The sequence below is a fragment of the Aquitalea denitrificans genome (assembly GCF_009856625.1).
Lineage (GTDB): Bacteria > Pseudomonadota > Gammaproteobacteria > Burkholderiales > Chromobacteriaceae > Aquitalea > Aquitalea denitrificans.
This window is the reverse complement of sequence record NZ_CP047241.1, coordinates 2,008,354-2,033,844: the sequence shown is the minus strand read 5'-3', so window position 1 is coordinate 2,033,844 and position 25,491 is coordinate 2,008,354. Positions and strand designations below refer to the sequence as shown.

20 protein-coding genes are annotated in these 25,491 nt (G+C 59.5%); 12 read left to right on the top strand and 8 right to left on the bottom strand.

The features are described 5' to 3' along the window. Positions 1–29: 29 nt before the first annotated feature. The 4 genes from GSR16_RS09190 to GSR16_RS09175 form a co-directional block, all read right to left on the bottom strand. Positions 30–1,061: a polymer-forming cytoskeletal protein gene (locus tag GSR16_RS09190; protein WP_159876660.1), complete on the bottom strand. Its 1,032-nt coding sequence runs from the start codon at positions 1,059–1,061 to the stop codon at positions 30–32. Then, positions 1,058–2,629: a glycosyltransferase family 2 protein gene (locus GSR16_RS09185; RefSeq protein WP_205677535.1), complete on the bottom strand. Its 1,572-nt coding sequence runs from the start codon at positions 2,627–2,629 to the stop codon at positions 1,058–1,060. The genes GSR16_RS09190 and GSR16_RS09185 overlap by 4 nt, the downstream gene beginning before the upstream one ends. Positions 2,630–2,663: 34 nt before the next feature. Further along, on the bottom strand, positions 2,664–3,788 hold the full coding sequence (gene wecB, locus GSR16_RS09180) for a non-hydrolyzing UDP-N-acetylglucosamine 2-epimerase (protein ID WP_338024039.1): 1,125 nt from the start codon (positions 3,786–3,788) through the stop codon (positions 2,664–2,666). A 604-nt stretch (positions 3,789–4,392) separates the two neighbouring features. Beyond that, on the bottom strand, positions 4,393–5,100 hold the full coding sequence (locus GSR16_RS09175; RefSeq protein ID WP_159876654.1) for a B3/B4 domain-containing protein: 708 nt from the start codon (positions 5,098–5,100) through the stop codon (positions 4,393–4,395). A gap of 43 nt (positions 5,101–5,143) precedes the next feature. Here GSR16_RS09175 and GSR16_RS09170 point away from each other — a divergent pair, with 43 nt between their 5' ends. Together GSR16_RS09170 and GSR16_RS09165 are read left to right on the top strand one after the other, a co-directional pair. Then, positions 5,144–5,749: a helix-turn-helix domain-containing protein gene (locus GSR16_RS09170; RefSeq protein ID WP_159876651.1), complete on the top strand. Its 606-nt coding sequence runs from the start codon at positions 5,144–5,146 to the stop codon at positions 5,747–5,749. A 119-nt stretch (positions 5,750–5,868) separates the two neighbouring features. After that, positions 5,869–7,497 (top strand): methyl-accepting chemotaxis protein, encoded by a 1,629-nt coding sequence (locus tag GSR16_RS09165; RefSeq protein WP_159876649.1) that lies wholly within the window; start codon positions 5,869–5,871, stop codon positions 7,495–7,497. Positions 7,498–7,566: 69 nt separating this feature from the next. Here the strand turns inward: GSR16_RS09165 and alaC are convergent, their stop codons facing one another. Continuing rightward, positions 7,567–8,760, bottom strand: coding sequence for an alanine transaminase (gene alaC / locus GSR16_RS09160; RefSeq protein WP_159876647.1), 1,194 nt, complete (start codon positions 8,758–8,760; stop codon positions 7,567–7,569). A 242-nt stretch (positions 8,761–9,002) separates the two neighbouring features. On the opposite strand from alaC, the gene modA reads away from it, so the two are divergent. Genes modA through GSR16_RS09135 form a run of 5 tightly spaced genes read left to right on the top strand, consistent with a single transcriptional unit; the run spans position 9,003 to position 12,507 of the window. Continuing rightward, entirely contained in the window at positions 9,003–9,752 is a 750-nt protein-coding gene (gene modA / locus GSR16_RS09155; protein ID WP_159876644.1) for a molybdate ABC transporter substrate-binding protein, read from the top strand. 3 nt (positions 9,753–9,755) lie between these two features. Then, a complete protein-coding gene (gene modB, locus GSR16_RS09150; RefSeq protein ID WP_205677534.1) occupies positions 9,756–10,442 on the top strand; it encodes a molybdate ABC transporter permease subunit in 687 nt (228 codons plus the stop codon). 1 nt (position 10,443) lies between these two features. Further along, positions 10,444–11,151: an ATP-binding cassette domain-containing protein gene (locus GSR16_RS09145; protein ID WP_159876642.1), complete on the top strand. Its 708-nt coding sequence runs from the start codon at positions 10,444–10,446 to the stop codon at positions 11,149–11,151. Further along, the gene (locus GSR16_RS09140; protein WP_159876639.1) at positions 11,144–11,698 is read left to right on the top strand and encodes a nitrogen fixation protein NifQ; all 555 of its coding nucleotides are present in this window, start codon (positions 11,144–11,146) and stop codon (positions 11,696–11,698) included. Before GSR16_RS09145 ends, GSR16_RS09140 begins: the two co-directional genes overlap by 8 nt. Before the next feature lie 2 nt (positions 11,699–11,700). Continuing rightward, on the top strand, positions 11,701–12,507 hold the full coding sequence (locus GSR16_RS09135) for a TOBE domain-containing protein (RefSeq protein ID WP_159876636.1): 807 nt from the start codon (positions 11,701–11,703) through the stop codon (positions 12,505–12,507). Positions 12,508–12,582: 75 nt separating this feature from the next. On the opposite strand, the gene hflX is transcribed toward GSR16_RS09135, so the two are convergent. After that, positions 12,583–13,965, bottom strand: coding sequence for a GTPase HflX (gene hflX / locus GSR16_RS09130; protein WP_159876633.1), 1,383 nt, complete (start codon positions 13,963–13,965; stop codon positions 12,583–12,585). A gap of 167 nt (positions 13,966–14,132) precedes the next feature. Here hflX and GSR16_RS09125 point away from each other — a divergent pair, with 167 nt between their 5' ends. From GSR16_RS09125 to GSR16_RS09115, 3 genes are all read left to right on the top strand, one after another. Further along, complete coding sequence (locus GSR16_RS09125; protein ID WP_205677533.1) at positions 14,133–15,374, top strand: DEAD/DEAH box helicase; 1,242 nt, start codon at positions 14,133–14,135, stop codon at positions 15,372–15,374. Between the two features lie 195 nt (positions 15,375–15,569). Beyond that, a complete protein-coding gene (locus tag GSR16_RS09120) occupies positions 15,570–19,487 on the top strand; it encodes a response regulator (protein WP_159876631.1) in 3,918 nt (1,305 codons plus the stop codon). Positions 19,488–19,507: 20 nt separating this feature from the next. Further along, positions 19,508–20,566, top strand: a complete 1,059-nt coding sequence (locus tag GSR16_RS09115; RefSeq protein WP_159876628.1) for a response regulator — start codon at positions 19,508–19,510, stop codon at positions 20,564–20,566. A 119-nt stretch (positions 20,567–20,685) separates the two neighbouring features. Here GSR16_RS09115 and GSR16_RS09110 read toward each other — a convergent pair whose 3' ends face one another. Further along, on the bottom strand, positions 20,686–22,557 hold the full coding sequence (locus GSR16_RS09110; RefSeq protein ID WP_159876625.1) for a methyl-accepting chemotaxis protein: 1,872 nt from the start codon (positions 22,555–22,557) through the stop codon (positions 20,686–20,688). 372 nt (positions 22,558–22,929) lie between these two features. Beyond that, the gene (locus GSR16_RS09105; protein ID WP_089083341.1) at positions 22,930–23,205 is read right to left on the bottom strand and encodes an HU family DNA-binding protein; all 276 of its coding nucleotides are present in this window, start codon (positions 23,203–23,205) and stop codon (positions 22,930–22,932) included. A 249-nt stretch (positions 23,206–23,454) separates the two neighbouring features. Between GSR16_RS09105 and GSR16_RS09100 the strand changes: the two genes are divergently transcribed. Both GSR16_RS09100 and GSR16_RS09095 read left to right on the top strand, forming a co-directional pair. Continuing rightward, complete coding sequence (locus tag GSR16_RS09100; protein WP_159876623.1) at positions 23,455–23,751, top strand: LexA family protein; 297 nt, start codon at positions 23,455–23,457, stop codon at positions 23,749–23,751. Positions 23,752–23,857: 106 nt separating this feature from the next. Continuing rightward, positions 23,858–25,477 carry a methyl-accepting chemotaxis protein gene (locus GSR16_RS09095; protein WP_159876620.1) on the top strand — a complete coding sequence of 540 codons (1,620 nt, stop codon included), beginning with the start codon at positions 23,858–23,860 and terminating at the stop codon, positions 25,475–25,477. Positions 25,478–25,491 lie beyond the last annotated feature (14 nt).

The following is a 25,491-nucleotide window of genomic DNA, read 5'->3' as shown; positions in this document are numbered from 1 at the left end:
CCAGCAACAGACTGGCCAGCCAATGCCACTTACACCCCGCTGGCACGCTCATGCCGAATGGCCCCACGCGAACGTGCCCACACCGTGCCATGCACCAGCATGGGCAATTTGAGACGAATGGAACTGGAAGAGACGCTGATCGGGCTATCGGTACTGCCCAGCACGCAGCGGCTACCGAGATAGACAAAACGTTCCGCCACCACCGGCCCCAGCAAAACGCAGTCGCTCAGACAGGAAACCGACATATCGGACACCATGGAGCCTTCCACGGTCACCGCATTGCCCACATGCACATTGCCACTGGCCTTGACGCTGCCCTGTATGTAGCAGCCATGGCCAATCTTGAGCGTGCCATGCACCACCAGATGGCCACTGATAAAACTGTGATCAGGCAGGGAAAGATTACCCTCCACGACCACACGCCGGATGTCGTCATTGAAAAATATCGTATGTTCCAGCTGCAGAATATCGAAGACACGGTACGGCCCCATGGCCGACACCCGCTGCCATGGCTTGCCCATTCGAATGGTTGCGGCCTGGATGCGCTGAAAGCTGGCCGGGCCGGTAAAGCACATTTCCTGCTGGGCCACCATGCGACCGAACAGGGTGGCATTACGGCCGATCAGCATATTGCGGGCACTGGCCCAGCGCACCACGGAGTTCTGCTCCCCCAGAACCAGATCGCCTTCCGCCAGAATGCTGCGCAGGATTACGCTGCCTCTGGTTTCCACGTCACCGGCGCAGTAAACCTCTTTCAGGCAGCTGAAATCAGCCGGGATAGCAAGCCCGGCAGTGGCCAGAACTTCTTCTTCTACCTTCTTTTCCAGCAGGGGACTCCATGCTGACAGGCGCGAATTCCAGTAATTCTGTAATTGATTCAGCAAACCATGGCTTTCCAGGTATTTGCGATAGTTCTCGGCAAAGACATTGGAAGAGCCGGTATGCAGCCGATTGATACCCAGCGAGGTAACGTCGGTCTTGCGCACCAGTTCCAGCATGGCAGGCAGCAGTGGCAGCAGCATCAGCGACAACACGCCAATCACAAATATCAACAGCATCATTTAGCCTGCCCCCGGTAGCGCTTGGTTTTGTCCCAGTGCAGGTTTTGCGTCTTGCGGAAGGGTTCGATAATGAATTGCAAGATGGTGGCATGCGAGATGGTCACCAGGCTGACAATGAAACCGAAGATGGAAAACGGCAGAATGCGCAGCCGGTTACCACTGCCATCCAGATAGCAGGCGGTACCAATTTCAAAGAAGGCGGCAAAATTGCCCATGGCGCTGTAACACACCAGACCCAGGATCAGGAAAAAGCCCGGAGATGGCAGCACGCTGTCGAAATAGAACAGGATCAGGGTAATCAGCCAGCCCACCAGCAAAAACGGGGACATGGCATAGGTACCCAGCAATAGCAGACCATCCGATTTTTCGCGAAAAGGCACGCCCTTGGTGCGCAGCAAGCGGCCTACGTGACGCGCCAGCGCCTGATTGTGGCCACGCGTCCAGCGCATCAGCTGACGGATACGCACCGGCCAGCTTTCCGGCACTTCCTCATAGCATTCGGAACGGTTGGTATACGCGGTCAGCCAGCCACCTATCAGCAGGCGGTAGGTCAGGTCGGTATCCTCGGCCAGTACGTCGTCATGCCAGCCACCAACACTCTCCAGTGCTGCCACGCGAATCCCGCCCACGGTTCCACCATACTGCGGCACCAGCTTCATGTTCATCCGCGCCTGCTGGTCCACCTGATAACCACCGGCCCGCTCCATGTCCAGCATGCGGGTCAGCAGATTGGCACCGGCATTAAGCGGTACCACCCGGCCCATCACCGCACCCACTTCCGGGTCGAAGAACGGAGCCACCAATTGCTTGAGCAAGCCGCGACCCGGCACATAGTCGGCATCGAACACGATGAAAATATCGGTATCGATCATGGCCGTAGCATCTTTCAGCGCGGCTGCCTTGCCCGGTTTACCCTCGCTGCGATGAAAAGGCCGGATGATGTCAGGTCGGCGCGCGGCAATCTGGTCGATGATTTCCCGCGTGCCATCACTGGATCGATCGTTGACCGGCATGATGATCATGCGCCCGTCCGGATAATCGGACTCCAGCAAGGCCTCCATCGCATCGGCAATTACCGCTTCTTCGTTGTGCGCGGCAATGAACACCGTCACGCGCGGCCACTCGGCAGTCTCGATATCCAGATAGGGATGGCGCTGTTTGCCAAACAGTCGGTTCAGGGTAAACGCCATGTGACGCACGGCATACACCATGATGAAGGCTACGATCACATACAGGATGATGGCCAGCACGCGCAGGAACCACAGCGCTGGTGCCGACTGCTGCGAACGGTGCGGCGGATCATCCAGCTGATTGGTGCTGCTGCGAGACTCCTCGATCTGCTGGCGGATCACAGCCTGCGTCTGACGCAGGGCCGCCTCACTGGCCGCCCCTTTGAGGTGTACGGTCGGGCTGTGATGCGTCTGGACCGCAGGAACACTGGCCTGCGCTGGCAAATCAGCCTTGTCTTCAATCGGCAGCGCCGCCAGGGCCGCCTGCGACTGATTGACTGCAGCAGCTGCCGGCTTGGCCGCCAGCACATGGCCAGCGCCCCCCAGCATCAACAGCATAGTCAGCAATCCGGCTTTGGCTGCGCGGCAATAATCAAACCGCAGCGACAAGGGATGCCTCCGTCGCCATCTCATGCCGCAATTGCGGCAGCGACGCCAGAATGCTGGCAATGCGACGACCCGCCGAACCATCGCCATACGGGCTGTGCGCCTGCGACATATTGGCGTACACCATGGCATCATCCAGCAGTTCGCTGGCGCAGCGCACGATGTTCTCAGCCTCGGTCCCTACCAGTCGTGCCACGCCGGCAGCCAGCGCTTCGGGGCGCTCGGTGGTGTCGCGCGTCACCAGTACCGGTTTGCCCAGTGCCGGGGCCTCCTCTTGAATACCACCCGAGTCGGTGATGATCAGGTGGCAACGGTTCATCAGGTAGACAAAAGGCAGGTATTCCTGCGGCTCTATCAGGTGAATGTTGGAGACACGGGACAGCAGCTCGAATACCGGCTTGCGTACATTGGGATTCAGATGCACCGGATAAACGATATCCACATCAGGGTAGCGCTGGGCCAGTTTGAGCAGGCCATTGCAGAAGCTGGCAAATTTTTCGCCAAAATTCTCGCGGCGGTGGCCGGTTACCAGAATCATGCGCGCATCTGTACGAATGAAGGAAAAGGTTTGCTCCATGTCGGCGCGCAGGCTGGCGTTTTTCTCCAGCTTGTCTACCGCCAGCAGCAGGGTATCCACCACGCTGTTGCCGGTAATGAAGATGCGGGAAGGATCGATTTTTTCGGCATACAAATTGCGGCAGGATTCTTCAGTCGGCGCAAAGTACCAGCTGGTCAGCGTATCGGTTACCCGGCGATTCATCTCCTCCGGCCACGGCGAGTAAAGATCGCCGGTACGCAGGCCGGCCTCGACATGGCCGATGGGAACCTTGCGGTAGAACGCCGCCAGGCTGGCTCCCAGCGTGGTGGCAGTATCACCATGCACCAGCACCACGTCCGGTCTTTCCTGCTCCAGCACCTTGTCGATGCCTTCGATCAGCCGCGCGGTCAGCGATGCCAGGCTTTGCCCCTGCTGCATCAGCTGCAGATCGAAATCCGGCTCGACCTCAAAGAAATCCAGAACCTGATCCAGCATTTCCCGGTGCTGGCCGGTTACACATACCCGCGATTCAATATTGGGAAAACTCGCCAACGCCTGAATTACCGGCACCATTTTCACGGCCTCCGGCCGTGTCCCGAACACAGTCAAAACCTTGATCACATCACTACCCCGTTTGCATGATTCTTTGTCTACACAAATTGTGCACGTTGTTTTTTACTGATGCGCACAAACTGCCTGCCCGGCCGCTTACGGTCACGCCAGGCCTGTTTGCCTGCGTGCCGATTATCATTTTTTCTCTGTCGCCTCTTGGAAAGCCACCCTGAAAAGGCATGGCATCTCACTCTGAGCTCGGCATGAATTTTTCGCTATTTTATTCGCACAATGTTTATTTTTCTAAAGAAAAGTAAACATAAAATAAGTGTTTAAAAATAACGCATTATTTTTAAATTTATCAGAACAAGTCCTGAGAATAATAAAGCCCCGTCACTTTACCGGATGACATCTACATTTACAACACTATTCATCATCATTTTAAACATTAACATGTGCAATGCGTAAAAAAAGGGCTTGCGCCCCTTTACACTTCCAACCAGACCTCAGCTCGACATCATGCCGAATCCCCGCCTGTGCCCGCGCGACAGCTGCCAATGCGGACCGTCAGCATGCCAACAATCCGCTGCAGCAGCGCCCCCGGCGGAAGGAAAGCAGGGCAACATCAGGTCGCTTCGCCCTGCACCGGGCACTCCAGCAGGCGCAAATCCACCGTCGCATCCGGCATCATCTGCAGCAAACCATCCCGCAAGGCATGGCCCGCCTCCAGCAATGCCGACAGTGGCATGGCCGGCAAGCTTTCCAGAATGAACCACATGCGGCTGGCGCTGGCATCCAGCCGGGTACGCACCCCCTGGCGCCAATTCCAGCGCCGGCAAGTGACACCGGCATCATCGCACCACACCACCTCACCGGCTTCCGGCGGCTCATTCACCGGCAGGCCCTGTTTCATGGTGTCAAATGCTTCGCTGCCATCTGCCCGCAGCAGTCTTGGCACACCGATATAGGCCGCGAAGTTTTCTCCGCCCACCGGTACGGCATAACGCAGGCTGATGGCATTGTACAAATCGACCAGCGGGTCGATGGCATCCATGCCGCCATCACGCAGCACCCGCTTGCGCAAGGCCTCTGCCGAACAGGGTGTACGTTGTGGCTTGGCCCCAAAAGCACGGAACGTGTCTGCCCACGCTGCCAGATGAGCCTCTGCCCAGAACGGGCCCCCGGCCTGCACATGACGACAAGCATCTTCCAGCATGGCAGGCGCGACATCTGGCCGCACAATGGCAGCGGCCTCCACGCTGAGACTCAGCGCTCTGAAACCAGGTGCAAGCGTGGCAATGGCGGGGTGAATTGACGGCTGAACGAGGAACATTGCAGAATCCTATATTGACTGTTTCATTCCATGATAGTGACCAATGACCAATAAAGTCAATATATCGACCGACAGCGGTGCCGATGTGCACCAAGTCAGCGCCGCGGTGGCAGCGCAGCTAAAACAACACCGTAAAGACCGCAAGCTGTCGCTGGACGAGCTCTCGCGCCGCTCCGGCGTCAGCAAGGGCATGCTGGTGGAAATTGAAAAAGGCAGTGCCAACCCCAGCATTGCCATTCTGTGCAAGCTGGCGGCCACACTGGGGGTGTCGGTGGCAGACATCGTTAATGTTGCCAAAACCCCAGCCGTACACCTGATCAGGCCAGATGATATTCCCGTACTGTGGCACGGCCCGGCAGGCGGCAGCGCACGGCTGCTGGCAGGCAGCAGTGGCCCGGACATGGTGGAACTGTGGCACTGGGAAATGCAACCTGGCGAACTGTTTGCATCACCCGGCCATGGCGCGGGGACAGTGGAGCTGTTTCATGTAGCAGAAGGCGAGCTGACACTCAAGGTGGGCGAGCAGGAACTGCAGATTCCAGCCGGCAGCGCCGCCGTGGCCAGCACCACCGAGCCGCACCACTATGCCAACCACACTTCGGCACGAGTGGTGTTCAGCATGACGGTGGCCGAGCCAGGCCAACACTGAGCCACACTCACCCTTTAGTATTCCACTGCAATATTTGCATGGCTGATGTCGGGAAAATGTCCTTTACTGGTGATAAGTGCAGTAGACGGATATAACAATTTCCCGGCGGAGCCGCAGCCATGCATTTTCTCGACAACATCAGCCTGACCAAAAAATTCCTCGTCAACTTCCTGCTCAGCGGAGGCGTGTTGATAGCCGCCATCCTGTTCTGCATCTGGCAGATTAGGTCCGTTGGCAACGCCACCCATGAAATTGCCTCGAACTGGCTGCCATCGGTGCAATCGGTTGGTGAAATCAGCCAGCTCAGGCTGCGCTACCGGGTACGCAGCCTGGAATACATGCTGCCAAATACCCCTGCCGAGCGCGGCAAGATGGAAAGCTCGATGAGCGACCTGGACAAGCAGCTGCAGGACGCATTCAAGCGCTATGAAGCACAGCTCAGCTCGGACGAAGAAAAGACTGCCTATCAACAGGCACTGGCGGCAGCTGCCGCCTACCGTGACACGGTAGGCAAGGCGGTGGAGCTGATCAAGGCTGGCAAGGAAGACGAGGCACAGGCATTGCGCAAGGGAGAGTGGGTCAAGAAAGCCAATGCCCTACGCGACCTCACCGATTCGCTCATCAAACTCAATGCCGAAGGGGCGCGCAAGGCGGCAGAACGGGCTGATCACAGCGTGCAAGCCGGCGTGGCTGGTGGCACCGTGGCGCTGATTGCCGGCGTTGTCCTGTCGCTGGCGCTATCACTGATTGTGGCGCGGCGCATTGCCAGCCGGCTGGACAATACAGTGGATGCCGCCCGCCGCATTGCCAGTGGCGACTTGCGCGGCTCGCTGCCACCAGCCAGCCAGGATGAGGTGGGCAAGCTGATCGTGGCCATGGGAAACATGCAGGCCGCCCTGCGCGATGCCATGCAGGATTCACGCCGCAATGCCGAGGTTTTGCTGGAATCCTCGCGCCAGCTTAACCGTTCGGTGCAGCAGATGGAGCAATCGGCCAGCCTGCAAAGCCAGGCGGCATCGGCCATTGCCGCCAATACCGAACAGCTTACCGTTTCCATCAACCATGTTGCCGACGGTACTGCCGAGGCCGCCAGCCTGAGCGCATCGTCCGACCAGCAGGCAGCCAATGGCCTGGATTCGCTACGCTCCCTGGTGAGTCAAATCAATGACATCTCGCTGGTGGTTGGCACCGCCGCCGAGCGCATTGCCCGCCTGCAAACCGAATCGGCGCAGATTTCCTCCATCGTGGCGGTAATCAAGGACATTGCCGACCAGACCAACCTGCTGGCGCTCAATGCCGCCATTGAAGCCGCCCGCGCCGGCGAACAGGGCCGCGGTTTTGCCGTAGTAGCCGACGAGGTGCGCAAGCTGTCGGAGCGCACCGCGCAGTCCACCAATGAAATCGTCAAGATGGTGGCCTCCATCCAGCAATCCACCGTGGATGTAGTTAACGGCGTGGATCAGGGCGTACAGCTGGTGGCCAGCAGCGTAAGCAATGCCAATGCCGCCGGCGGCACCGTATCTACCCTGCGTGATAGCGCCCGCCATGTGGCCGGCATTGTGGACGAACTGAATACCGCGCTACGTGAACAGGCGGCAGCGGCAACGGAAGTGGCTCAGAAAATCGAAACCATCGTACAGCATGCCGAAGAAGCCAGTGCCACCGCCCACAACACCGCGCAATCTGCCGATGCGGTGGAACGCATTGCCGTGGACATGGAAAAGCTGGTCGCCCGCTTCCAGGTGTGACTGGCCATAAAAAAACGGCCACGCCTTGCCGCGTGGCCGTTTTGTATTCTGGTGTGATACACCTGCCGTTTACTGCTCCTTGAACATCTGCTTGATGCCACGCAGCGCCTGGCGGATGCGCGCCTCGTTTTCAATCAGGGCAAAACGGACATACTCGTCACCCTGGTCACCAAAACCGATGCCGGGCGATACGCACACCTTGGCCTTTTCCAGCATCAGGCGGGCGAACTCCAGCGAACCCAGTTCGCGCCATTGTTCCGGAATACGCGCCCAGATATACATGGAGGCCTTGGGGCATTCCACCTCCCAGCCAATCTCGTTCAGCCCCTTCACCAACACGTCGCGGCGCTGCTGGTATTTGGCCGCAATATCACGTACGCATTGCTGATCGCCTTCCAGCGCGGCAATGGCAGCCACTTGCAGCGGGGTGAAGGTGCCGTAATCGTGGTAGCTCTTCATGCGCGCCAGCGCGGCCACCAGGTCCGGGTTGCCCACCATGAAACCGATGCGCCAGCCCGCCATGTTATAGCTCTTGCTGAGGGTGAAGAACTCGACGGCAATGTCCTTGGCACCCGGAACCTGCATGATGGACGGCGCTTTCCAGCCATCAAACACGATGTCGGCATAGGCCAGGTCATGCACCACAAAGATGTCGTGCTTCTTGGCCAGGACAATCACTTTTTCGAAGAAATCCAGCTCCACGCACTGCGCAGTGGGATTCGACGGAAAACCCAGCACCATCATCTTGGGCTTGGGGTAGCTGCCACGGATGGCCTTTTCCAGCTCGGCAAAAAAGTCGATGCCGGGCACCAGCGGCACCGAGCGAATCTGCGCCCCGGCAATCACCGCGCCGTAAATGTGGATGGGGTAACTGGGGTCTGGCACCAGCACGGTGTCGCCGCCATCCAGCGTGGCCAGCATCAGGTGGGCCAGGCCCTCCTTGGAACCGATGGTGACAATCGCCTCGCTGTTGGGGTCGATGTCCACCTGGTAGCGGTCCTTGTACCAGCGCGAAATGGCGCGGCGCAGGCGCGGAATGCCCTTGGAGGCGGAATAGCCGTGGGTATCCGGGCGTTGCGACACCTCGTTGAGCTTGGCCACGATATGCGGCGGGGTGGCACCATCCGGATTGCCCATGCTCAGGTCGATAATGTCCTCGCCGCGCTGTCTGGCAGCCAGTTTCAGTTCGGCGGTGATATTGAATACATAGGGAGGGAGACGATCGATGCGCGCAAAGCGGCGCTTGCCTGCAGAAGAAGCCATGTGAACCTTTCACGTAAGCGCCCGGAACCGTCCGAGCGACGTTGCCCATGAGGGGCTGACATGATCCTAGTCCGCCTTGCTGCGGCGCACAAGGTTTTTTTGCCAGCGGCACTTGTCCCACCCGACCCGCCAGCTGCAGCACTACCGACATCAGCCGATTGCCCATTCCCCAGAAGGATTATTTCTGCGCGCTATATAACAGGGTATATTACGACCTGATACCTTAAGACTGGAGCTCATCCATGAAAGCAAGGCTGATTGCCCTTTCCCTGTGCAGCATGGCGCTGGCAGGCAACACGCTGGCCGGGGAAATCACCGTTTCCGCCGCTGCCAGCCTTACCAACGCCTTCAAGGACATCGCCCAAGGCTTTGAGGCGAAAAACCCCGGCAGCAAGGTCAACTTCAACTTTGCCGCTTCCGGTGCCTTGCTGCAGCAAATGGCCAAGGGTGCGCCGGTAGATGTGTTTGCCTCTGCCGACCAGGAAACCATGGACAGCGCGGTCAAGCAAAAGCTGGTCAACAGTGCCGACCGCAAGGATTTTGCCCGCAATGCGCTGGTGGTCATCGTTCCTGCCGACAGCAAGCTGAAACTGCAGCAGTTGTCCGACCTGCAACAGGCTGCCATCAAGCATGTGGCTCTGGGTATTCCGGCCAGCGTGCCGGTGGGCCGCTATGCCAAGCATGCGCTGGAAGCCGCCCGTTTGTGGCCGGCAGTGGAAGCCAAGGCCATCAATACCCAGAACGTGCGCCAGTCGCTGGACTATGTCGCTCGCGGCGAGGTGGAAGCCGGCTTTGTCTACCAGACTGACGCCGCCATCATGCCGGACAAGGTAAAAGTGGCGTTTACCGTGCCGCTGGATGAAAGCATCAGCTACCCGGTTGCCCGCACTGCCACGGCGGCCAATGCCACCGAGGCTCAGCGCTTTGTCAGCTACCTGCTGTCCCCTGCCGCACAAGCCATTCTGAGCCGTTACGGATTCCACAAGCCCTGAATCATGCCTGACTGGATGAATGACCCGGCCTGGACTGCCCTGGGCCTATCGCTACGAGTGGCCGGTTTTGCCACTCTGCTCAACCTGCTGCTGGGAGTTGGCGTGGGGCTGCTACTGGCCCGTGGGCGCTTTCCCGGCCGCAACCTGCTGGACACTGTACTGACCCTGCCCATGGTGATGCCGCCCACCGTACTGGGCTACTACCTGCTCACCCTGCTGGGCCGGCGCGGCCCGCTGGGCGGCTGGTTGCTGGACAACTTCGGCATCAACCTGATCTTTACCTGGCAGGGCGCGGTGATTGCTGCTGCGCTGGTTGCCTTTCCGCTGGTATACAAACCGGCGCGCGCTGCATTCGAAGCTGTGGACGGCCAGCTGGAGCAGGCTGGCCGGGTGCTGGGCATTTCCGAAATCGGCATTTTCTTTCGCATCACCCTGCCCCTGGCCTGGCGCGGCATTCTGGCTGGCCTGCTGCTGGCCTTTGCCCGTGCACTGGGCGAGTTTGGTGCCACGCTGATGGTGGCCGGCAGCATTCCCGGCAAGACACAAACCCTGTCCGTGGCCATCTACGAGGCAGTACAGGCCGGACAGGACGATAGCGCCAACCGGCTGGTGCTGGTGACTTCGGTAGTCTGCATACTGGTGTTGCTGCTAGCGGGCAAACTGGCCCCCGGCCGACTGGCGGAGCGCTAAGATGAACACTCCACGCTTCGATCTGGCCATCCGCCATACCCTGTCCAGCGGCAGCCGCAGCTTCTCGCTGGATATCGCACTGCACAGCGATTGCCAGCAACTGGTGGTCTATGGTCCGTCCGGCGCAGGCAAGAGCATGCTGCTCAAGGCCATCGCCGGTCTGCACCACCCCGCAGCCGGGCACATCCGGCTGGATGGCCGCAGCCTGTTCGATAGTGCCCAAGGCATTTGCCTGAGTCCGCAGCAAAGACAGCTGGGCTATCTGTTTCAGGATTACGCGCTATTTCCGCACCTGAGCGTGCGCCAGAACATCGGTTTTGGCCTGCAGCGTGGCTGGCTCAACCCTGGGCGGCGACGCCAACTGGTGGCAGTGGATTACTGGCTCAATGCCTTTGGACTGGAAGCGCTGGCCGACCAGCTGCCGGCCACCCTATCCGGCGGCCAGCGTCAGCGTACCGCACTGGCGCGCGCACTGGTGGCAGAGCCACGGGCGCTGCTGCTGGACGAGCCGTTCTCGGCACTGGACCCAGCCTTGCGCCAGCAATTGCGCAGCGAGCTTGCCGAACTGCTACAGCGGCTGTCCATTCCCATGCTGCTGATCACCCACGATGCCGAAGATGTGCGCGCCTTCGGCCAGCAAACCCTTTACCTGCAGGATGGCCGGCTTGGCCAGCCGCCTGCCGGCCTGACGGAGACTTCCCATGGATGATTTCCAACAGCAGCAAGCCTTCCGCCTGCTCACCCGCGCCATGCTGGGCGTATTGCGCAATGCGCAGGATGGCGAGCTGCCCCTGTATGCCTGGACACTGGGCCTGCCGCAGCAGGAACTGCTGGAGGTGCTGTCCGCCTGCGCGCCGGAGCTTGGCTGCATGGAGGCTCTGGCGGACGTGCAATACCAGCAGCTACTGTCACAGCGACCACCCCTGAACAAGGCCCTGCTGACCATGCTGCTGGCCAACCGTTCGGCAGCAGAAAACCCGCAACATGGCCGCTGGCTGGCACATGCCGTGGCAGTGGCCAGCCTGGGCAGCCGCCACCTGTGGCAGGACATGGGGCTATCGGGTCGTCACGAAGTAAACCAGCTGTTGCAGTACTACCTGTACCCGCTGTATGCGCGCAATCAGGGTGATATCAAGTGGAAACGCTTCCTGTATGCAGAGCTGGGCGAGCAACTGGGCCTCCCCGATCTCAAACCGCCAGAGTGCGGGCGCTGCCGCGAGCATGCCGCCTGCCTGCCCACACTTTCCGGACAATAGACATGAAACAACCGGACATCACCTTGCAAGGCGCATTATGGCTGAATCTGGCCGGGGAAAAATTCGGCAGTCCGCAGCATCTGGCCTTACTGGCGCAAATCGATGTCTGCGGTTCCATCAGCCAGGCGGCACGAGACATCAAGCTCAGCTACAAGGCTGCCTGGGATGCCATCGATCACATGAATAATCTGGCAGGAGAACCGCTGGTGGAACGTCTGTCCGGCGGCAAGGGCGGTGGCGGCACCCGCCTGACAGCACGCGGGCGGCAGCTAGTGGAAAACTATCAAATCATCGAGCGGGAACATCAGCAATTCCTGCGTAACCTGCAGCGTCAGGCCAGCGGCATGGCCGACGATCTGCTGCTTTTGGGAGGCATGAGCATGAAAACCAGTGCGCGCAACCAGTTTATGGGCAAGGTCATCGCCATCAAGACCGGCGCAGTAAATGATGAAGTGGAGCTGGAAATCACCGACGGCCTGCGGCTGGTGGCCGTAGTTACCCGTGACAGCGTACTTAATCTGGGACTGGAGCCCGGCGTCACCGCCTATGCGCTGATCAAGGCTTCATCGGTGATTGTCGGCACCGAAGACGATGACATCCGCCTGTCGGCGCGCAATCAGCTGCGCGGTACGGTCAGCCGGCTGATTGCGGGTGCAGTCAATAGCGAGGTGGTTATCGAAGTGGCCACCGGCGTCAGCATTGCCGCCATCATCACTAATGGCAGCGCCGTGGAAATGGGCTTGCAGACCGGCAGCCGCGCCACCGCCATTTTCAAGGCATCCAGTGTGATTCTGGGGGTGCCGGGCTAAGCGCCCCCGCGCTGATAAAACAACAGGCCCATGCCATTGCAGCATGGGCCTTGCCATGTTTGGGGAATCGCAGCGTCAGACTTCCCAGTGTTCCTTTTCCCGCCCGCCGGAGCCGGGATTGAGCTTTTCGTGCAGACGGCGCAGCTGCTCCGGCTCACCACGCACACGGAACCAGCTGCCTTCCTCATCCGCCCGCTCTTCCAGCACCTGGCAGTGGCTATAGATTTCACCGCGCAATTGCTGGACCGACCACGGCAGCAGGATTTCATCCTCGGTCAGATCCTGCTGAAAGAAGGCCACGATGCGCGCACGCAAGGCGGAAACATCGTCCGGGCGGCGCGCGCTCATCACCACACAACCGGGGTAGCGCTGTTCAAGCTCGGCCCGCCAGGCGCTTTCATCTGCCACATGGTCGATCTTGTTGAACACGCGGATACGCGGTACTTCATCAGCACCGATTTCCTGCAATACGGTGTCGGTCACTTCCAGCTGGCGTTCAAAGCCAGGGTCGCTGGCGTCGATCACATGCAGTAGCAAACCGGCATCCAGCGCTTCTTCCAGCGTGGATTTGAACGAAGCCACCAGGCCGTGCGGCAGGTTCTTGATGAAACCCACGGTATCGCTCACCAGCACGCGCGGCACGCTTTCAGGGTAAATGGCACGCACCGTGGTATCCAGGGTGGCAAACAGCTTGTTGGCCACCAGCACTTCGCTGCCGGTGAGCGCCCGCATCAAGGTGGACTTGCCGGCATTGGTGTAACCCACCAGCGACACCCCGGCCAGCCCCTGCCCCTGCCGCTCCAGTCGGCGGGCACGCTGGGTCTTGCGTTCCAGCTCCATCCCCAGGATTTCACGTTGCAGCTCGGCAATGCGGTCGCGCACCTTGCGGCGGTCCAGCTCGGTATGCGATTCGCCCGAACCGCGGCCACCCATGCCGCTGCGTTGACGACCCTGCGGGCCGGCCAGTTTGGCAGCTTCGCGCAGGCGCGGTGCCATATAACCCAGGCGGGCGATTTCCACCTGTGCCTTGGCCGCGCGCGAACGGGCATTGCGATGGAAGATTTCCAGAATCACCATGGTGCGGTCCATCACTTCGCAACCAACGGCCAGCTCCAGATTGCGCGCCTGGGACGGGGAAATTTCGTGATCCACCAGCAGCACATCAATCTCAATGGCGGACGGATCCAGCTGCGGAGGTGCATCGGCCAGCTCGTCAGCGCGCAGGCCGCGATTGACGTACATGTGGATTTCTTCCAGCTTGCCCACCCCCAGATAGGCGGTACGGTCAAAGCCGTTACGCTTCTGCACAAAGGTATGCACCACCTGAAAACCCAGGGTCTTGGCCAGTTCGCTCAGCTCGGTCAGCGAGGAGGCAAATTCGATATCGCTGACTTCCGGCAATTGAACCGACGCCACGATGGCATATCTGGGTTTTTCTTTGACTTCTGTTTCTTCCATGAGCTGATTGCTTCACTTTACTTTGGCTGGCGAGCCCGGATTTTACCCTTAAATGTCCCCGCCTGCCGCTCAGATTGCAGCAAGCTTGACCCTGCAGGCTGACAGGCTGATACTGCGCGCCTCTGGCGGCTTTGCCGCTTCTTCCATTCTTCACGGTCTGCCCCCTCATGCCATTCACCTCCCTGGGCCTGCAGCCCGCGCTGGCCGATGCCGCCGCCGCTCAAGGCTATGCCACCCCCAGCGCCATCCAGCACGCCGCCATCCCCCTTATCCTGCAAGGGAGCGATGTGCTGGCCACCGCACAGACTGGCTCGGGCAAAACCGCCGCCTACTGCCTGCCGCTACTGCAACAGTGGCTGAGCGGCCAGCATGGCAGCCGTCGCCAGTTGTATGGGCTGGTTTTGCTACCTACGCGTGAGCTGGCCATGCAGGTGGGTAGCATCCTGCGTGAGCTTGGCAACAGCCTGCCGCGCCACCCCAAGGTAGTGGTGGCCTATGGCGGCGTTTCCATTAATCCACAGATGATGGCCCTGCGCGGTGGTGCCGATATCGTGGTAGCCACGCCGGGGCGCTTGCTGGATTTGCTGCAGCACAATGCCCTGCGCCTGTCCGGCGTCAGCACCCTGGTACTGGACGAAGCCGATCGTCTGCTGGATCTGGGCTTTGCCGCCGAAATCGGCCAGCTGCTGGATTTGCTGCCGCCCTACCGGCAGAACCTGCTGTTTTCCGCCACCTTCCCCCTCGCCTTACGCACACTGGCACAGCAGCTATTGCGTGAGCCGCAAACCATCGACATCCCGGCCACGCCGGACAACACCCCGGCCATCCGCCAGCGTGCCATCGAAGTGGATGCAGCCCGCCGCACCATGCTGCTGCGCCATCTGCTGCAAAGCGAGAATCCGGAACGGGTGCTGGTATTTGTAGCCAGCCGCCACACGGCAGAGCGCGTCAGCGGCAAGCTGCAACAGGCCGGCATACGTGCGGCAGCCCTGCACAGCGACTGCAGCCAGAGCCAGCGGGGCCAAGCCCTGGCCGACTTCAAGTCTGCACAATTGCAGGTACTGGTCGCTACCGATGTAGCGGCCCGTGGCATCGACATTGCCCGCCTGCCCATGGTGATCAATTACGACCTGCCGCGCTCGCCCGCTGACTATACCCATCGCATCGGCCGCACTGGTCGCGCAGGTGCCAGCGGCGTCGCCATCAGCTTTGTCTACGCCGACAGCACCGGCCATTTTCGCCTGATTGAAAAACGCCAGCAGCTACAGGTTTTACGCGAGCACATTGCCGGTTTCGAACCGCAGGATGCACCCGTAGCAGCACCGCTGAGTGATGGCAACGGCGGCATCAAAGGCAAGCGCATGAGCAAGAAGGACAAGCTGCGGGCCGCACAAGCCATTCAGTCCTGACTGCAGCCCTGACAGCGGCTCCACATGGGGCTGGGCATCAAGCAACAATGACAATTGAGTTTGCGATTTCCAGCATGTTAATATCATTCAACCTGCCCGGAAGTCGCCAGCTCAAGCCTTTCCGGACCAAACCAGGTCAGCAAGAAACATTCCCCCACAGCAGCACAGCACAGTACGCCGGTATTGGAGCGCTGATTGAAAAAGACATTCGCCAGCAGCATGGTCCTGCGCATGTGCGGACTCATCCTGCTGTCACTGACCGTATTTGCCTTTGGCTGTTACCACCTGATAGTCCAGAGCACGGTCGACAGCCTGGCCCAATCGGAAATGCAGGTTTCCGCCCAGCAACTGGAAGCCCGTACCCGCAATTTGCTGGGCAGCGTTGAAGACACGCTGCGCACCAGCCAGGCCTGGGGCCGTAGCAGCCAATGGAACAGCAACACCGAGTGGCTGACAGACAAGCAGCAGCTGCAACGCTTCAACGAGTTCTTCTTTCCCATCATCGAAAACCATGGCGAGATCGCCTCGGTCAACATGGCACATGAATCGGGCCGTGAAATCCTGTTGCTGCACAATGCCGATGGCGGCTGGGTAAACCGCCTGAGTGACCCGGTCCACTGGGGCCACACCACCTACTGGTTCTACTGGGACCGCCAGCGCAGGCTGATCCGCCATGAAACCCGGCAGCAGGATTACGATGCCCGCCAGCGGCCCTGGTTCAGGGGAGCCATGGCGCTTGCTAGCGACAGCAGCTTGTACTGGACCGCACCATATACCTTTTACACCACTCGCCAGACCGGCCTGACAGCCGTTAGCCGCTGGACTGCCAGCGACGGCAGCCGCTTTGTCATCGGCCATGATGTCAACCTTAGCAGCCTCGCCAGTTACGCCGGCAGCCTGCCCGCCGAGCACCAGAAAACCCTGGCCCTGCTGGATGACAATGGCCGTCTGCTAGCCCTGCCCTTTACCGACAGACAGCAACAAAGTGCACTGCTGCTGCGACCGCTGGCCACCATCAAGGATGGCCCGCTGTCACATGGCTACCAGCACTGGCAGCGACGCAAGCAGCAGACCGGCCATGCCAGCCGGCAAAATGCGACTGACCAGGACTGGTTCAGCCTGTTTCAGCCCATGCGCTTTGGCCAGCAGACACTGTGGATAGGGGTGATTGCTCCACAATCTGCCTTTCTGCCCGGCAGCACTGGCGACATCCTGCTATTGCTGCTGATTACACTTGCCGCACTGGTATGCGGCGGCGTGGTCGCCCTGCGCACGGCCCGGCGTTTTGCCCTGCCACTGCAGCAACTGGCGGATGAAAGTGCGCGCATTGGCCGGCTGGAACTGGCCGTGCCGGTCAGCCAGGCAGCACTGCAGGCCCCATGGCAGGAAATCAGCCAGCTGGCTGCCGCCCAGGAGCAGATGCGCCAGCAACTGCAAACCAGCACCACCGAGTTGCAGCATGCACGCAGCCAGCTGGAGCTAAAGGTTTCCGAGCGCACCAGCGCCCTGCTGCACCAGGTGGCGCTGGTCGAAGCCCTGTTGGACATCATTCCCAACCCGATTTTCTACAAGGGCGAAGACGGTCGCTTCATTGGTTGCAACCAGGCTTACGAGCAGGCATTTGGCGTTAATCGGCGCGACTTCATCGGCAAGCGCGTACTGGACCTCGACTATCTGCCACTGGCTGACCGCCAGCACTACCAGCAGGAAGACGAAGCCGTCATTGCCAACTGCAGCCGGATCGCACGCGAAGAACAGCTGCCCTTTGCCGATGGTCAGCTACATCATGTGCTGTACTCGGTTACCGGCTTTCGCCATCAGGACAGCACACCAGGCGGCTTGATCGGCATGATCGTAGATGTTAGCGCACTCAAGACCGCAGAGCAGGATGCCCGCGAAGCGCGCCGCATTGCCGAGGCTGCCACCCGTGCCAAGGCAGATTTTCTGGCTAATATGAGCCATGAAATCCGCACCCCGATGAACGCCGTCATCGGCATGACCCAACTGGCCTTGCAAACCAGCCTCAACCCGCAGCAGCGCAATTATCTGGACAAAGTACATATTGCCGCCAACGGCCTCTTGGGCCTGATCAACGACATTCTGGACTTCTCCAAGATCGAAGCCGGCAAGCTCAGTTGCGAGCAAACCGACTTCATGCTGGAAGATGTCATCAGCCAAGTGGCCGATCTGGTAGCGCTGCGGGTGCGTGACAAGGGTCTGGAACTGCTGTTTGACATTGCCACCGATGTGCCGCCACGGCTGATCGGCGACCCGCTGCGGCTGGGGCAGGTACTCAACAATCTGGTAGGCAATGCCGTCAAGTTCACCGAACACGGCGAAATCACGCTTGCCGTACGGTTGGAAGCCGAAGACGCTGAACAGCTGCTGTTAAGCTTCGAAGTACGTGATACCGGCATCGGCATGAGTCAGGCCGAGCAGGAAAACGTCTTCCATGCCTTTGCCCAGGCCGACAGCTCCACCACCCGCCGTTACGGCGGCACCGGGCTGGGGCTGAGCATCTGCAAACACATTGTCGAACTCATGCACGGCGACATCACGGTCAGCAGCACTCCCGGCGCAGGCAGCAGCTTCAGCTTCACCTGCAGGCTTGGCAAGGCACAATCGCAGCCCGTGCAGCTCAGCACCCTGCCGGATATTCGCGGCATGCGCGCGCTGGTGGTGGATGACAATGCCGCCGCCCGCGAAGTATTTGTCCACATGCTGCAGGCCCTGCAGCTGGAAGCCGACGCGGTGGACAGTGGCCCGGCCGCCCTGCTGGCCCTGCAGCAGGCGCATGATGCCGGCAGGCCCTACCAGCTGGCACTGATAGACTGGAAAATGCCGGGTATGGATGGCGTGGAAACGCTGCAGTACATCCAGGCCCGCCCGGTGCTGCCCACACCGGCCTGCCTGCTGGCCACCGCCCACGACAGCGATAGCCTGACACAGGCGCTAGGACAAACCCCGGTTGACGGCATTCTCGACAAGCCCGCCACTTTTTCCACGCTGCTGGATGCCATCCACACTGCCTGCCGTCACCAGCCGGCACTCACTCACAGCAGCAGTGCTCCGCGGCTGGATCTGCCACAGCTAAAGCAGTTGCTGCAAAACTGTCGCGTACTGCTGGTGGAAGACAATCAGACCAATCAGGAAGTGGCACTGGAACTGCTGCGTCAGGTTGGCATTCAGGCAGATCTGGCAGAGAACGGCGCTGAAGCGGTGGAAATGGCAGGCAAGCAGGACTACCAGCTATTGCTGATGGACTGCCAGATGCCGGTAATGGACGGACTGGAAGCCACCCGCCAGCTGCGCCTTCTGCCGGCGCATGCCGCTTGCAAGATCGTGGCCATGACTGCCAATGTCATGGCAGGCGAAGAGCAGCGCTGCCTGGATGCCGGCATGGATGATTACATTGCCAAGCCCATCGACATCCAGGTGTTCTATGCCACCTTGCTGCGCCATCTGCGACCAGGATTGCCGCAAGCTTTGCCCGGCAGCGGCAATAATCCGCAGCCACACCCCCCCGGCAGCACCCTGCTGGATCGCAATACCGCCCTGCTGCGCATGGGGGGCGACCAAACCTTGTACACCCGCCTGCTAAGCCGCTTCCAGGAGCGCGAGCGCGATGCCGTGCTGCGTCTGCAGCAGGCAATGGCCAAAGGAGAAGGCGACAGCGCTCGACGCATTGTCCACAATCTGAAGGGGCTGGCCGGCAATATCGGGGCTGATGCGCTGGCCGCGGCCTGCCGTCATCTGGAATATCATCTGGATGGCGATGCCGTTCAGCAGGAAGAGGCCGTTACCCGCCTGCAACAACAACTGCAACTGCTGCTGGCCCATCTGGAAGAAGAACAAGCCCCGACGGAGCTTGCAAGCAGCACGCCGCCGGAAGACAGCAGACAGTTGATCAGCACCCTGGCGGCTCAGCTACAAGACAACGACATCAAGGCCAGCCGCACTGCCACCCTGCTCTACCACGCCCTGGCCGGCCATGCAGAGGCTGATGCCGCGCAACAAGTATCACGTCTGGCAGCACAATACGAATACGATGCAGCGCTGCAACAGCTGGAGCAGCTGGCCACACGCCTGCAACTGAACCTGACAATACAGTAGCCACCAGAAAGCACACCACCATGGCCGATCTCAGACAGCGCCAGAGCATCCTGATTGCCGATGACGTACCGGAAAATATCGAACTGCTGGCCGCCATCCTGGAAGACGAATATGCAATCAAGGTGGCCCCCAACGGCGAGAAGGCGCTGAAGATAGCGTATTCCGATGCGCCGCCGGACCTGATCCTGCTGGACGTGATGATGCCCGGGCTCAGTGGCCACGAAGTATGCCGCCGGCTGAAAGCCAACCCGGATCGCCAGCATATTCCGGTGATTTTCGTCACCGCCATGTGCTCGGTGGATGATGAAAGACTGGGGCTGGAAATCGGAGCGGTAGACTACATCACCAAACCCATCAGCCCACCGGTGGTAAAAGCCCGGGTACGCACCCATCTGGCACTGTACGACCAGACCCGCGAACTGGAACGCATGGTGGCGCAGCGCACGCGCGAGCTGCTGACATCGCGTCAGCAAATCATCCAGCGCCTGGGCCGTGCTGCCGAATTCAAGGACAACGAAACCGGCAATCACGTCATCCGCATGGCGCACGCCTCGCGCCTGATTGCCGAAGTAGCCGGCTTGGGTGACAAGGCACAGGAAATCCTGCAGCTGGCGGCGCCGATGCACGATATCGGCAAGATCGGCATCCCCGATCACATCCTGCTCAAGCCGGGCAAGCTGGATAGCAGCGAGTGGGACTTGATGAAACAGCATCCACTGATGGGGGCTGACATCATCGGCAACCATGAAGACGAACTGCTGCAAACCGCCCGCACCATCGCCCTGACTCACCATGAGCGCTGGGATGGCAGCGGCTACCCCTATGGCCTGCGTGGCGCGGCCATTCCGCTGGTAGGCCGCATCGTGGCCATTGCCGATGTATTTGACGCCCTGCTGTCGGTGCGTCCGTACAAGCTGGCGTTGCCGCTGGAAGAAGCACTGGATTACATGTACGCCCAGGTAGGATCGCATTTCGACCCGCAACTGATTCCCGCCTTCAAGAAAGCACTACCGGAAATTCTGAAGATCCACCAGGCTTACGCCGACGACAATCAATTGCCGCCTACACATCCGGGATGAAACCGGCGCAGTTGACTCAGCTTCCTGTCACCGCCCTTGTCGCAGGCAACCACGAAAAAGCCCCCGAAAAACGGGGGCTTTTTGTTGCGGGCTACAGCACCAGCGTGCTGTTTGCGCGTTTACAGCTTGAACTGCGACACCAGCGCACGCAGGTCGCCGCCACGACGGGACAGATCCTGGATGATGGTCAGAATGCGCTGCACGTTCTCGTCGCTTTCCAGCGCCTTGGCATTGATGCGCTCGGCACTTTGCGCCATCACTGTGGTAGCCGTGCTCTGCTCCTTGGTGGAGCTGGTGATTTCCGACATGCGACCGGCGATATCGTGGGTGCTGGCCTTGATCTTGCCCACCTTGTCTGCGGCTTCTCGCGACAGCGCCACGCCGGTGGCTACGCGCTCATTGGTCTTGCTGGTATGGCCGATGGCCACTTCGGTCTGGCTCATCACGCTATTGATCATCTGCGCGATTTCCACCGTTGCCGAGGCCGTACGTTCCGCCAGCTTGCGCACTTCGTCGGCCACTACCGCAAAACCACGACCCTGCTCACCAGCACGGGCGGCCTCGATGGCGGCATTCAGTGCCAGCAGGTTGGTCTGGTCGGCGATGTCACGGATCACGGCGACAATGCCGCGAATCTGCTCGGAATGGGAGGACAGATCACCCATGGCGCTTTGCAGCGCATCCACGGTCTGGACGATGGACTGCACTTCGCTGGCCACCTTCTCCATGGCCTGATAGGAGTCTTCCGAGTTTTCGCGAGTGGTGGCCACCAGCACTTCAGTCTCGCCGGCATTATCGGCGATATGGTTGATGCTGACGGTGATTTCCTCAATGGTAGCTGCAGTAGCGGACAGCTCGTTGGACTGCACGCGCGAATCGGAAGCAATGCTCTCGGCTGCCTGATGCAGGGCGGAAGTATCACGCGCCAGCGCTTCGGCGTCGTTGCGCACGGAAACAAACATGCCGTGCAGCTTGTGCACAAAGGCATTGAAGGCTTCGGCAATCTGACCGACTTCATCGTGCGAGCGAACCGGCAGATGCAGGGTCAGGTCACCATCGCCGCTGGCCACATTGCGCATGGCATCACGCAGCTCGGTCAGACCGGACAGCATGCGGGCCACCCCAACGGTTGCCAGCAGGGCCACAACCACCACACCGGCAATCAGCACGCCGATCATCAGCTCGATCAGGTGGGTAACGGACACAGTTGCCGCAGCCACCGGCACCACCACGCCCAGCAACCAACCGGTCTTGCCTACCGGGTAGAGTGCGGTCATGCTGGATTCGCCATTGATGGTGACAGTTTGCAGTGCACCGTCCTTGCTGATGCCGTTAAGGTCGAAGCCGGACATCACCTCGCCGATCTTCTTCATGCCCGAATCCTTGGCCGGATGGGCAATCACCGAGCCATCCCCGGTCACCAGGAAGGCAAAACCGTCACCCGGCAGCTTGGAAGAAACCACTTCATCGGCAACACGCGCCAGGGAAACGTCACCACCGGCCACAGCCACCAGTTGGCCATCCTTGCGCAGTGCCTTGGCGAAAGTGATGATGGGTTTCTTGGTGGCTGCATCGATATACGGCGGGGTAGCAATGGCTTCCTGCGAATTGCTGGCTGCCAGGTACCACGGGCGACCGGTCGGATCATAGCCCGGCGGCACCGGAGTGGAACCGGTGAATTGGGTCATTTTCTTACTGGGCTCACCGACATACATATCATCCAGCTTGCCGGCTACTTGCGACTGATCGAGGATGGGCTTCATGTCCCCCTCGGTAAAGTGCAGCAGGGCGGAGCCGACGATATTCTGACGGGTGCTTACCCATTCGGTAATGAAACTGACCTTGTTATTGGCTGTCTGGCTGATCTGGTCGCTAATGGAAGACAGCAGGGCTTCTTTCATCTTCCAGTAAGCCACACCGCAGAACAGCAGCGAGATGGCCACCAGTATCATCAGGACGAATGCAAGCATTCTGGAACGGAGAGTACGCATGGAGAATCCTATTCTTATAATTGCTTAAAACCCTACACTGCTGCCCGGCATGACAGAAATTTACCATCACAGGCAGGCTGCCATGTTCCCGGCTTCACCACGACACGTCAATACCATTTTAAATGCAACGAGCATTTTAAAATGAAACTTGCACAATATCGGCATTGGTAGACAGATTCTGGCCTCAATCTCTTCATATCCCTCCCCGAAATATCAAAAGGTCGCCTGGACGGAAAGACCACGTTACAACGCTTTATTTATTGAACAGTTTCAGTCAACAATCCAGCTTTACAAGCAAATTATACTTTATGCATAAAAAAAGGATGCCTTGGCATCCTTTTTCAGCATTCAGCCGGCGTACGACATTGGCAATCAGCCCGCTACCGCATCTTTCAGGGCTTTGATCGGCGTGAATACCACCTTGCGCTTGGCCGGAATCAGCACGGTTTCGCCGGTTTTGGGATTGCGCCCATTACGGGCAGCGGTGTCTTTCACCTTGAATTTGCCGGTGCTGGCCAGAGTCAGCTCACCACCATTGACCAGCTCTTCACGAATGGTCTGTTCCAGGGCATCCATGAAACGCAGGACATCGACTTTGCTGCTACCGGTTTTTTCAGAAAGGATGGCAATGAGTTGTTGTTTGGTCATACATGGCTCCTGCGCCGCAAATGATGAAAAATGGCGTTAAACCAAGAGGGTAACCAGCCAGCACCTGCTCCAGCAAGGGAAATTTGCGCTCGCATGGCAAACCGGGCGCTTCCGGTATGCACACGCAATCTTGCGGCCATAGGCGCGTGACATGAAAGACAAGCGGTCAACAATGAACTTGCTTATGCTATTTTGATTACGTACAATTTCAAATAATCACTTAGCCGTTCAATACAGGACCACACCGCCATGCCAGCCCCCTGCCCCGTCAATTGCGAAAACCACTTTACCCTGCCCATGCCGGACCACGCACTGAGCGGTGTCGGCATCTACGCCGGCCACTTGCTGAACATCGACAGCCAGGCAAGTCCGGTACATGGCAACCTGGTGCTGGCCGCTCTGGACGGCGAGTTGCTGGTTCGCCGCCTGCAGCGCAGTGGCACGCGCCTGCGTCTACTGGCCGCCCACCCGGACTATCCCGACATCGACCCACACTACGCTCAAGGCTTTGCCATCTGGGGTGTAGCCAGCGCCACCGCCAGCTGAACACGATGCCCGCCCCTCCACACCCTGCCTTGCCTGTTCATGCATCCAAGCTATAAATCAACAAACCAAAAGCTTGGTGGACGTAATCAAACCGGGGAGGGTAATCATGAACATTTCTCAAAGGCTGGCACTGACGCTGGGCATTGCCTTGCTGGCGCTGCTGGGAATCGGCGGCTTCGGCCTGTATGAACAGCAACAGGCAAATACCCGTTTCGAGTATCTGAACGCAAATACTTTCCCCAGCATTACGGCACTGGACGAAATGCAGGAAGCACTTACTCTGATGCGCACTGGCACCTACCGCCATGTGATTGCCCAGGATGATGCACAGAAGCAAAAAGACCAGCAGGCCATCAGCACCCAGGACAAGCGGTTTGACGATGCGGTGGCGCGTTATCAGAAAGACCTGATCGGCAGTGAGGAAGACCGCAAACTGCTGGAGCAGGACCGCAAGCTGATGCAGGACTACCGCATCTCCCGTGATGCCTTGCTCCAGCTATCCCGCCAGCACAAGACGCAAGAGGCGGAACAGGCCATTTTCAACGGACCGATGCGCAGCACTAGCGCGGCACTCAGCAAGAACCTGGCCGATCACATGCAGTTCAACTACCATCTCGCCGCCACGCTGTCCGACGACAACTCCAGGGCCTACAAGCAAGCCATCTCCATGTCCATTGCCATTATCGCGGCCTGCCTGCTGGTATGCGCCATTCTGGGCGGACGCCTGTTCAGCCACATCAAAAGCAGCCTGCTGGGAATACGTGACGTGATGCTGAATGTGCGCCAGTCACTGGACTTCCGTCTGCGGGTCAAAGTGGAACGCAAGGATGAAGTGGGCGAAACAGCCGAGGCATTCAATGCCCTGCTGCAACAACTGCAAAGTAGCTTCCAGGACATACGCCGCAGCGTGGAAACCGTGGATCAAGCCATAGAAGGCATGGCGGCCAACACCACCCAGATCGCCCGCAGCTCCGAAGTACAAAGCGAGGCAGCCTCCGCCATGGCAGCCGCCATAGAGGAAATGACCGTCAGCATCAACCACGTTTCCGACCGTGCAACCGAAGCCAGCAACCAGACCAGCACCGCCGGCAGCATGGCCACCCAGGGGGGTCAGGTCATCATGGCTACGGTCGCCGGCATCACCCAGGTTTCCGCCTCGGTGCAGGATGCGGCCAGCCATATCCGCCAACTGAAACAGGATAGTCAGACCATTGCCACGGTGATGGGGATCATCAAGGACATTGCTGAGCAAACCAATCTACTGGCGCTCAATGCGGCCATCGAAGCTGCCCGTGCCGGTGAAATGGGCCGCGGTTTTGCCGTAGTGGCTGACGAGGTACGCAAGCTGGCGGAGCGTACAGCCAAGTCCACCACCGAAATTTCCAGCGTCATCAGCAAGATGCAGCAGGGTACGGAAAATGCTGTCAGCAGCATGGAGCAAGTAGTGGAACGCGCAAACCGGGAAGCCGACGGAGCACGCGAGGCCAACACCGCTATCGACCAGATCCAGTCGAACACCCATCAGGCAATGGGGCTGGTGCATGACATTTCCAGCAGCATAGCCGAACAGACCAGTACCAGTACCACCATTGCCCAGCGTGTAGAGCAGATTGCCCAGATGGCGGAAGAGAACTCATCCGCCGCAGGCAGCTCAGCTGATGCCGCCCGCGACCTGCATCAGCAAGCCAGAATGATATTGCACACCGTGGCGCAGTATCAGGTATGAGTCAGCAAACAGGA

Bases quoted from the DNA above. Each gene is read 5' to 3' on its own strand.
- GSR16_RS09190 (WP_159876660.1), bottom strand. From the start codon at position 1,061: ATGATGCTGTTGATATTTGTGATTGGCGTGTTGTCGCTGATGCTGCTG.
- alaC (WP_159876647.1), bottom strand. From the start codon at position 8,760: ATGGCTTCTTCTGCAGGCAAGCGCCGCTTTGCGCGCATCGATCGTCTC.
- GSR16_RS09115 (WP_159876628.1), top strand. From the start codon at position 19,508: ATGGCCGATCTCAGACAGCGCCAGAGCATCCTGATTGCCGATGACGTA.
- GSR16_RS09125 (WP_205677533.1), top strand. From the start codon at position 14,133: ATGCCATTCACCTCCCTGGGCCTGCAGCCCGCGCTGGCCGATGCCGCC.
- modB (WP_205677534.1), top strand. From the start codon at position 9,756: ATGCCTGACTGGATGAATGACCCGGCCTGGACTGCCCTGGGCCTATCG.
- GSR16_RS09175 (WP_159876654.1), bottom strand. From the start codon at position 5,100: ATGTTCCTCGTTCAGCCGTCAATTCACCCCGCCATTGCCACGCTTGCA.
- GSR16_RS09110 (WP_159876625.1), bottom strand. From the start codon at position 22,557: ATGCGTACTCTCCGTTCCAGAATGCTTGCATTCGTCCTGATGATACTG.
- hflX (WP_159876633.1), bottom strand. From the start codon at position 13,965: ATGGAAGAAACAGAAGTCAAAGAAAAACCCAGATATGCCATCGTGGCG.
- modA (WP_159876644.1), top strand. From the start codon at position 9,003: ATGAAAGCAAGGCTGATTGCCCTTTCCCTGTGCAGCATGGCGCTGGCA.
- GSR16_RS09135 (WP_159876636.1), top strand. From the start codon at position 11,701: ATGAAACAACCGGACATCACCTTGCAAGGCGCATTATGGCTGAATCTG.
- GSR16_RS09100 (WP_159876623.1), top strand. From the start codon at position 23,455: ATGCCAGCCCCCTGCCCCGTCAATTGCGAAAACCACTTTACCCTGCCC.
- GSR16_RS09185 (WP_205677535.1), bottom strand. From the start codon at position 2,629: ATGCTGTTGATGCTGGGGGGCGCTGGCCATGTGCTGGCGGCCAAGCCG.
- GSR16_RS09105 (WP_089083341.1), bottom strand. From the start codon at position 23,205: ATGACCAAACAACAACTCATTGCCATCCTTTCTGAAAAAACCGGTAGC.
- GSR16_RS09165 (WP_159876649.1), top strand. From the start codon at position 5,869: ATGCATTTTCTCGACAACATCAGCCTGACCAAAAAATTCCTCGTCAAC.
- GSR16_RS09095 (WP_159876620.1), top strand. From the start codon at position 23,858: ATGAACATTTCTCAAAGGCTGGCACTGACGCTGGGCATTGCCTTGCTG.
- GSR16_RS09170 (WP_159876651.1), top strand. From the start codon at position 5,144: ATGACCAATAAAGTCAATATATCGACCGACAGCGGTGCCGATGTGCAC.
- GSR16_RS09145 (WP_159876642.1), top strand. From the start codon at position 10,444: ATGAACACTCCACGCTTCGATCTGGCCATCCGCCATACCCTGTCCAGC.
- wecB (WP_338024039.1), bottom strand. From the start codon at position 3,788: ATGGTGCCGGTAATTCAGGCGTTGGCGAGTTTTCCCAATATTGAATCG.
- GSR16_RS09140 (WP_159876639.1), top strand. From the start codon at position 11,144: ATGGATGATTTCCAACAGCAGCAAGCCTTCCGCCTGCTCACCCGCGCC.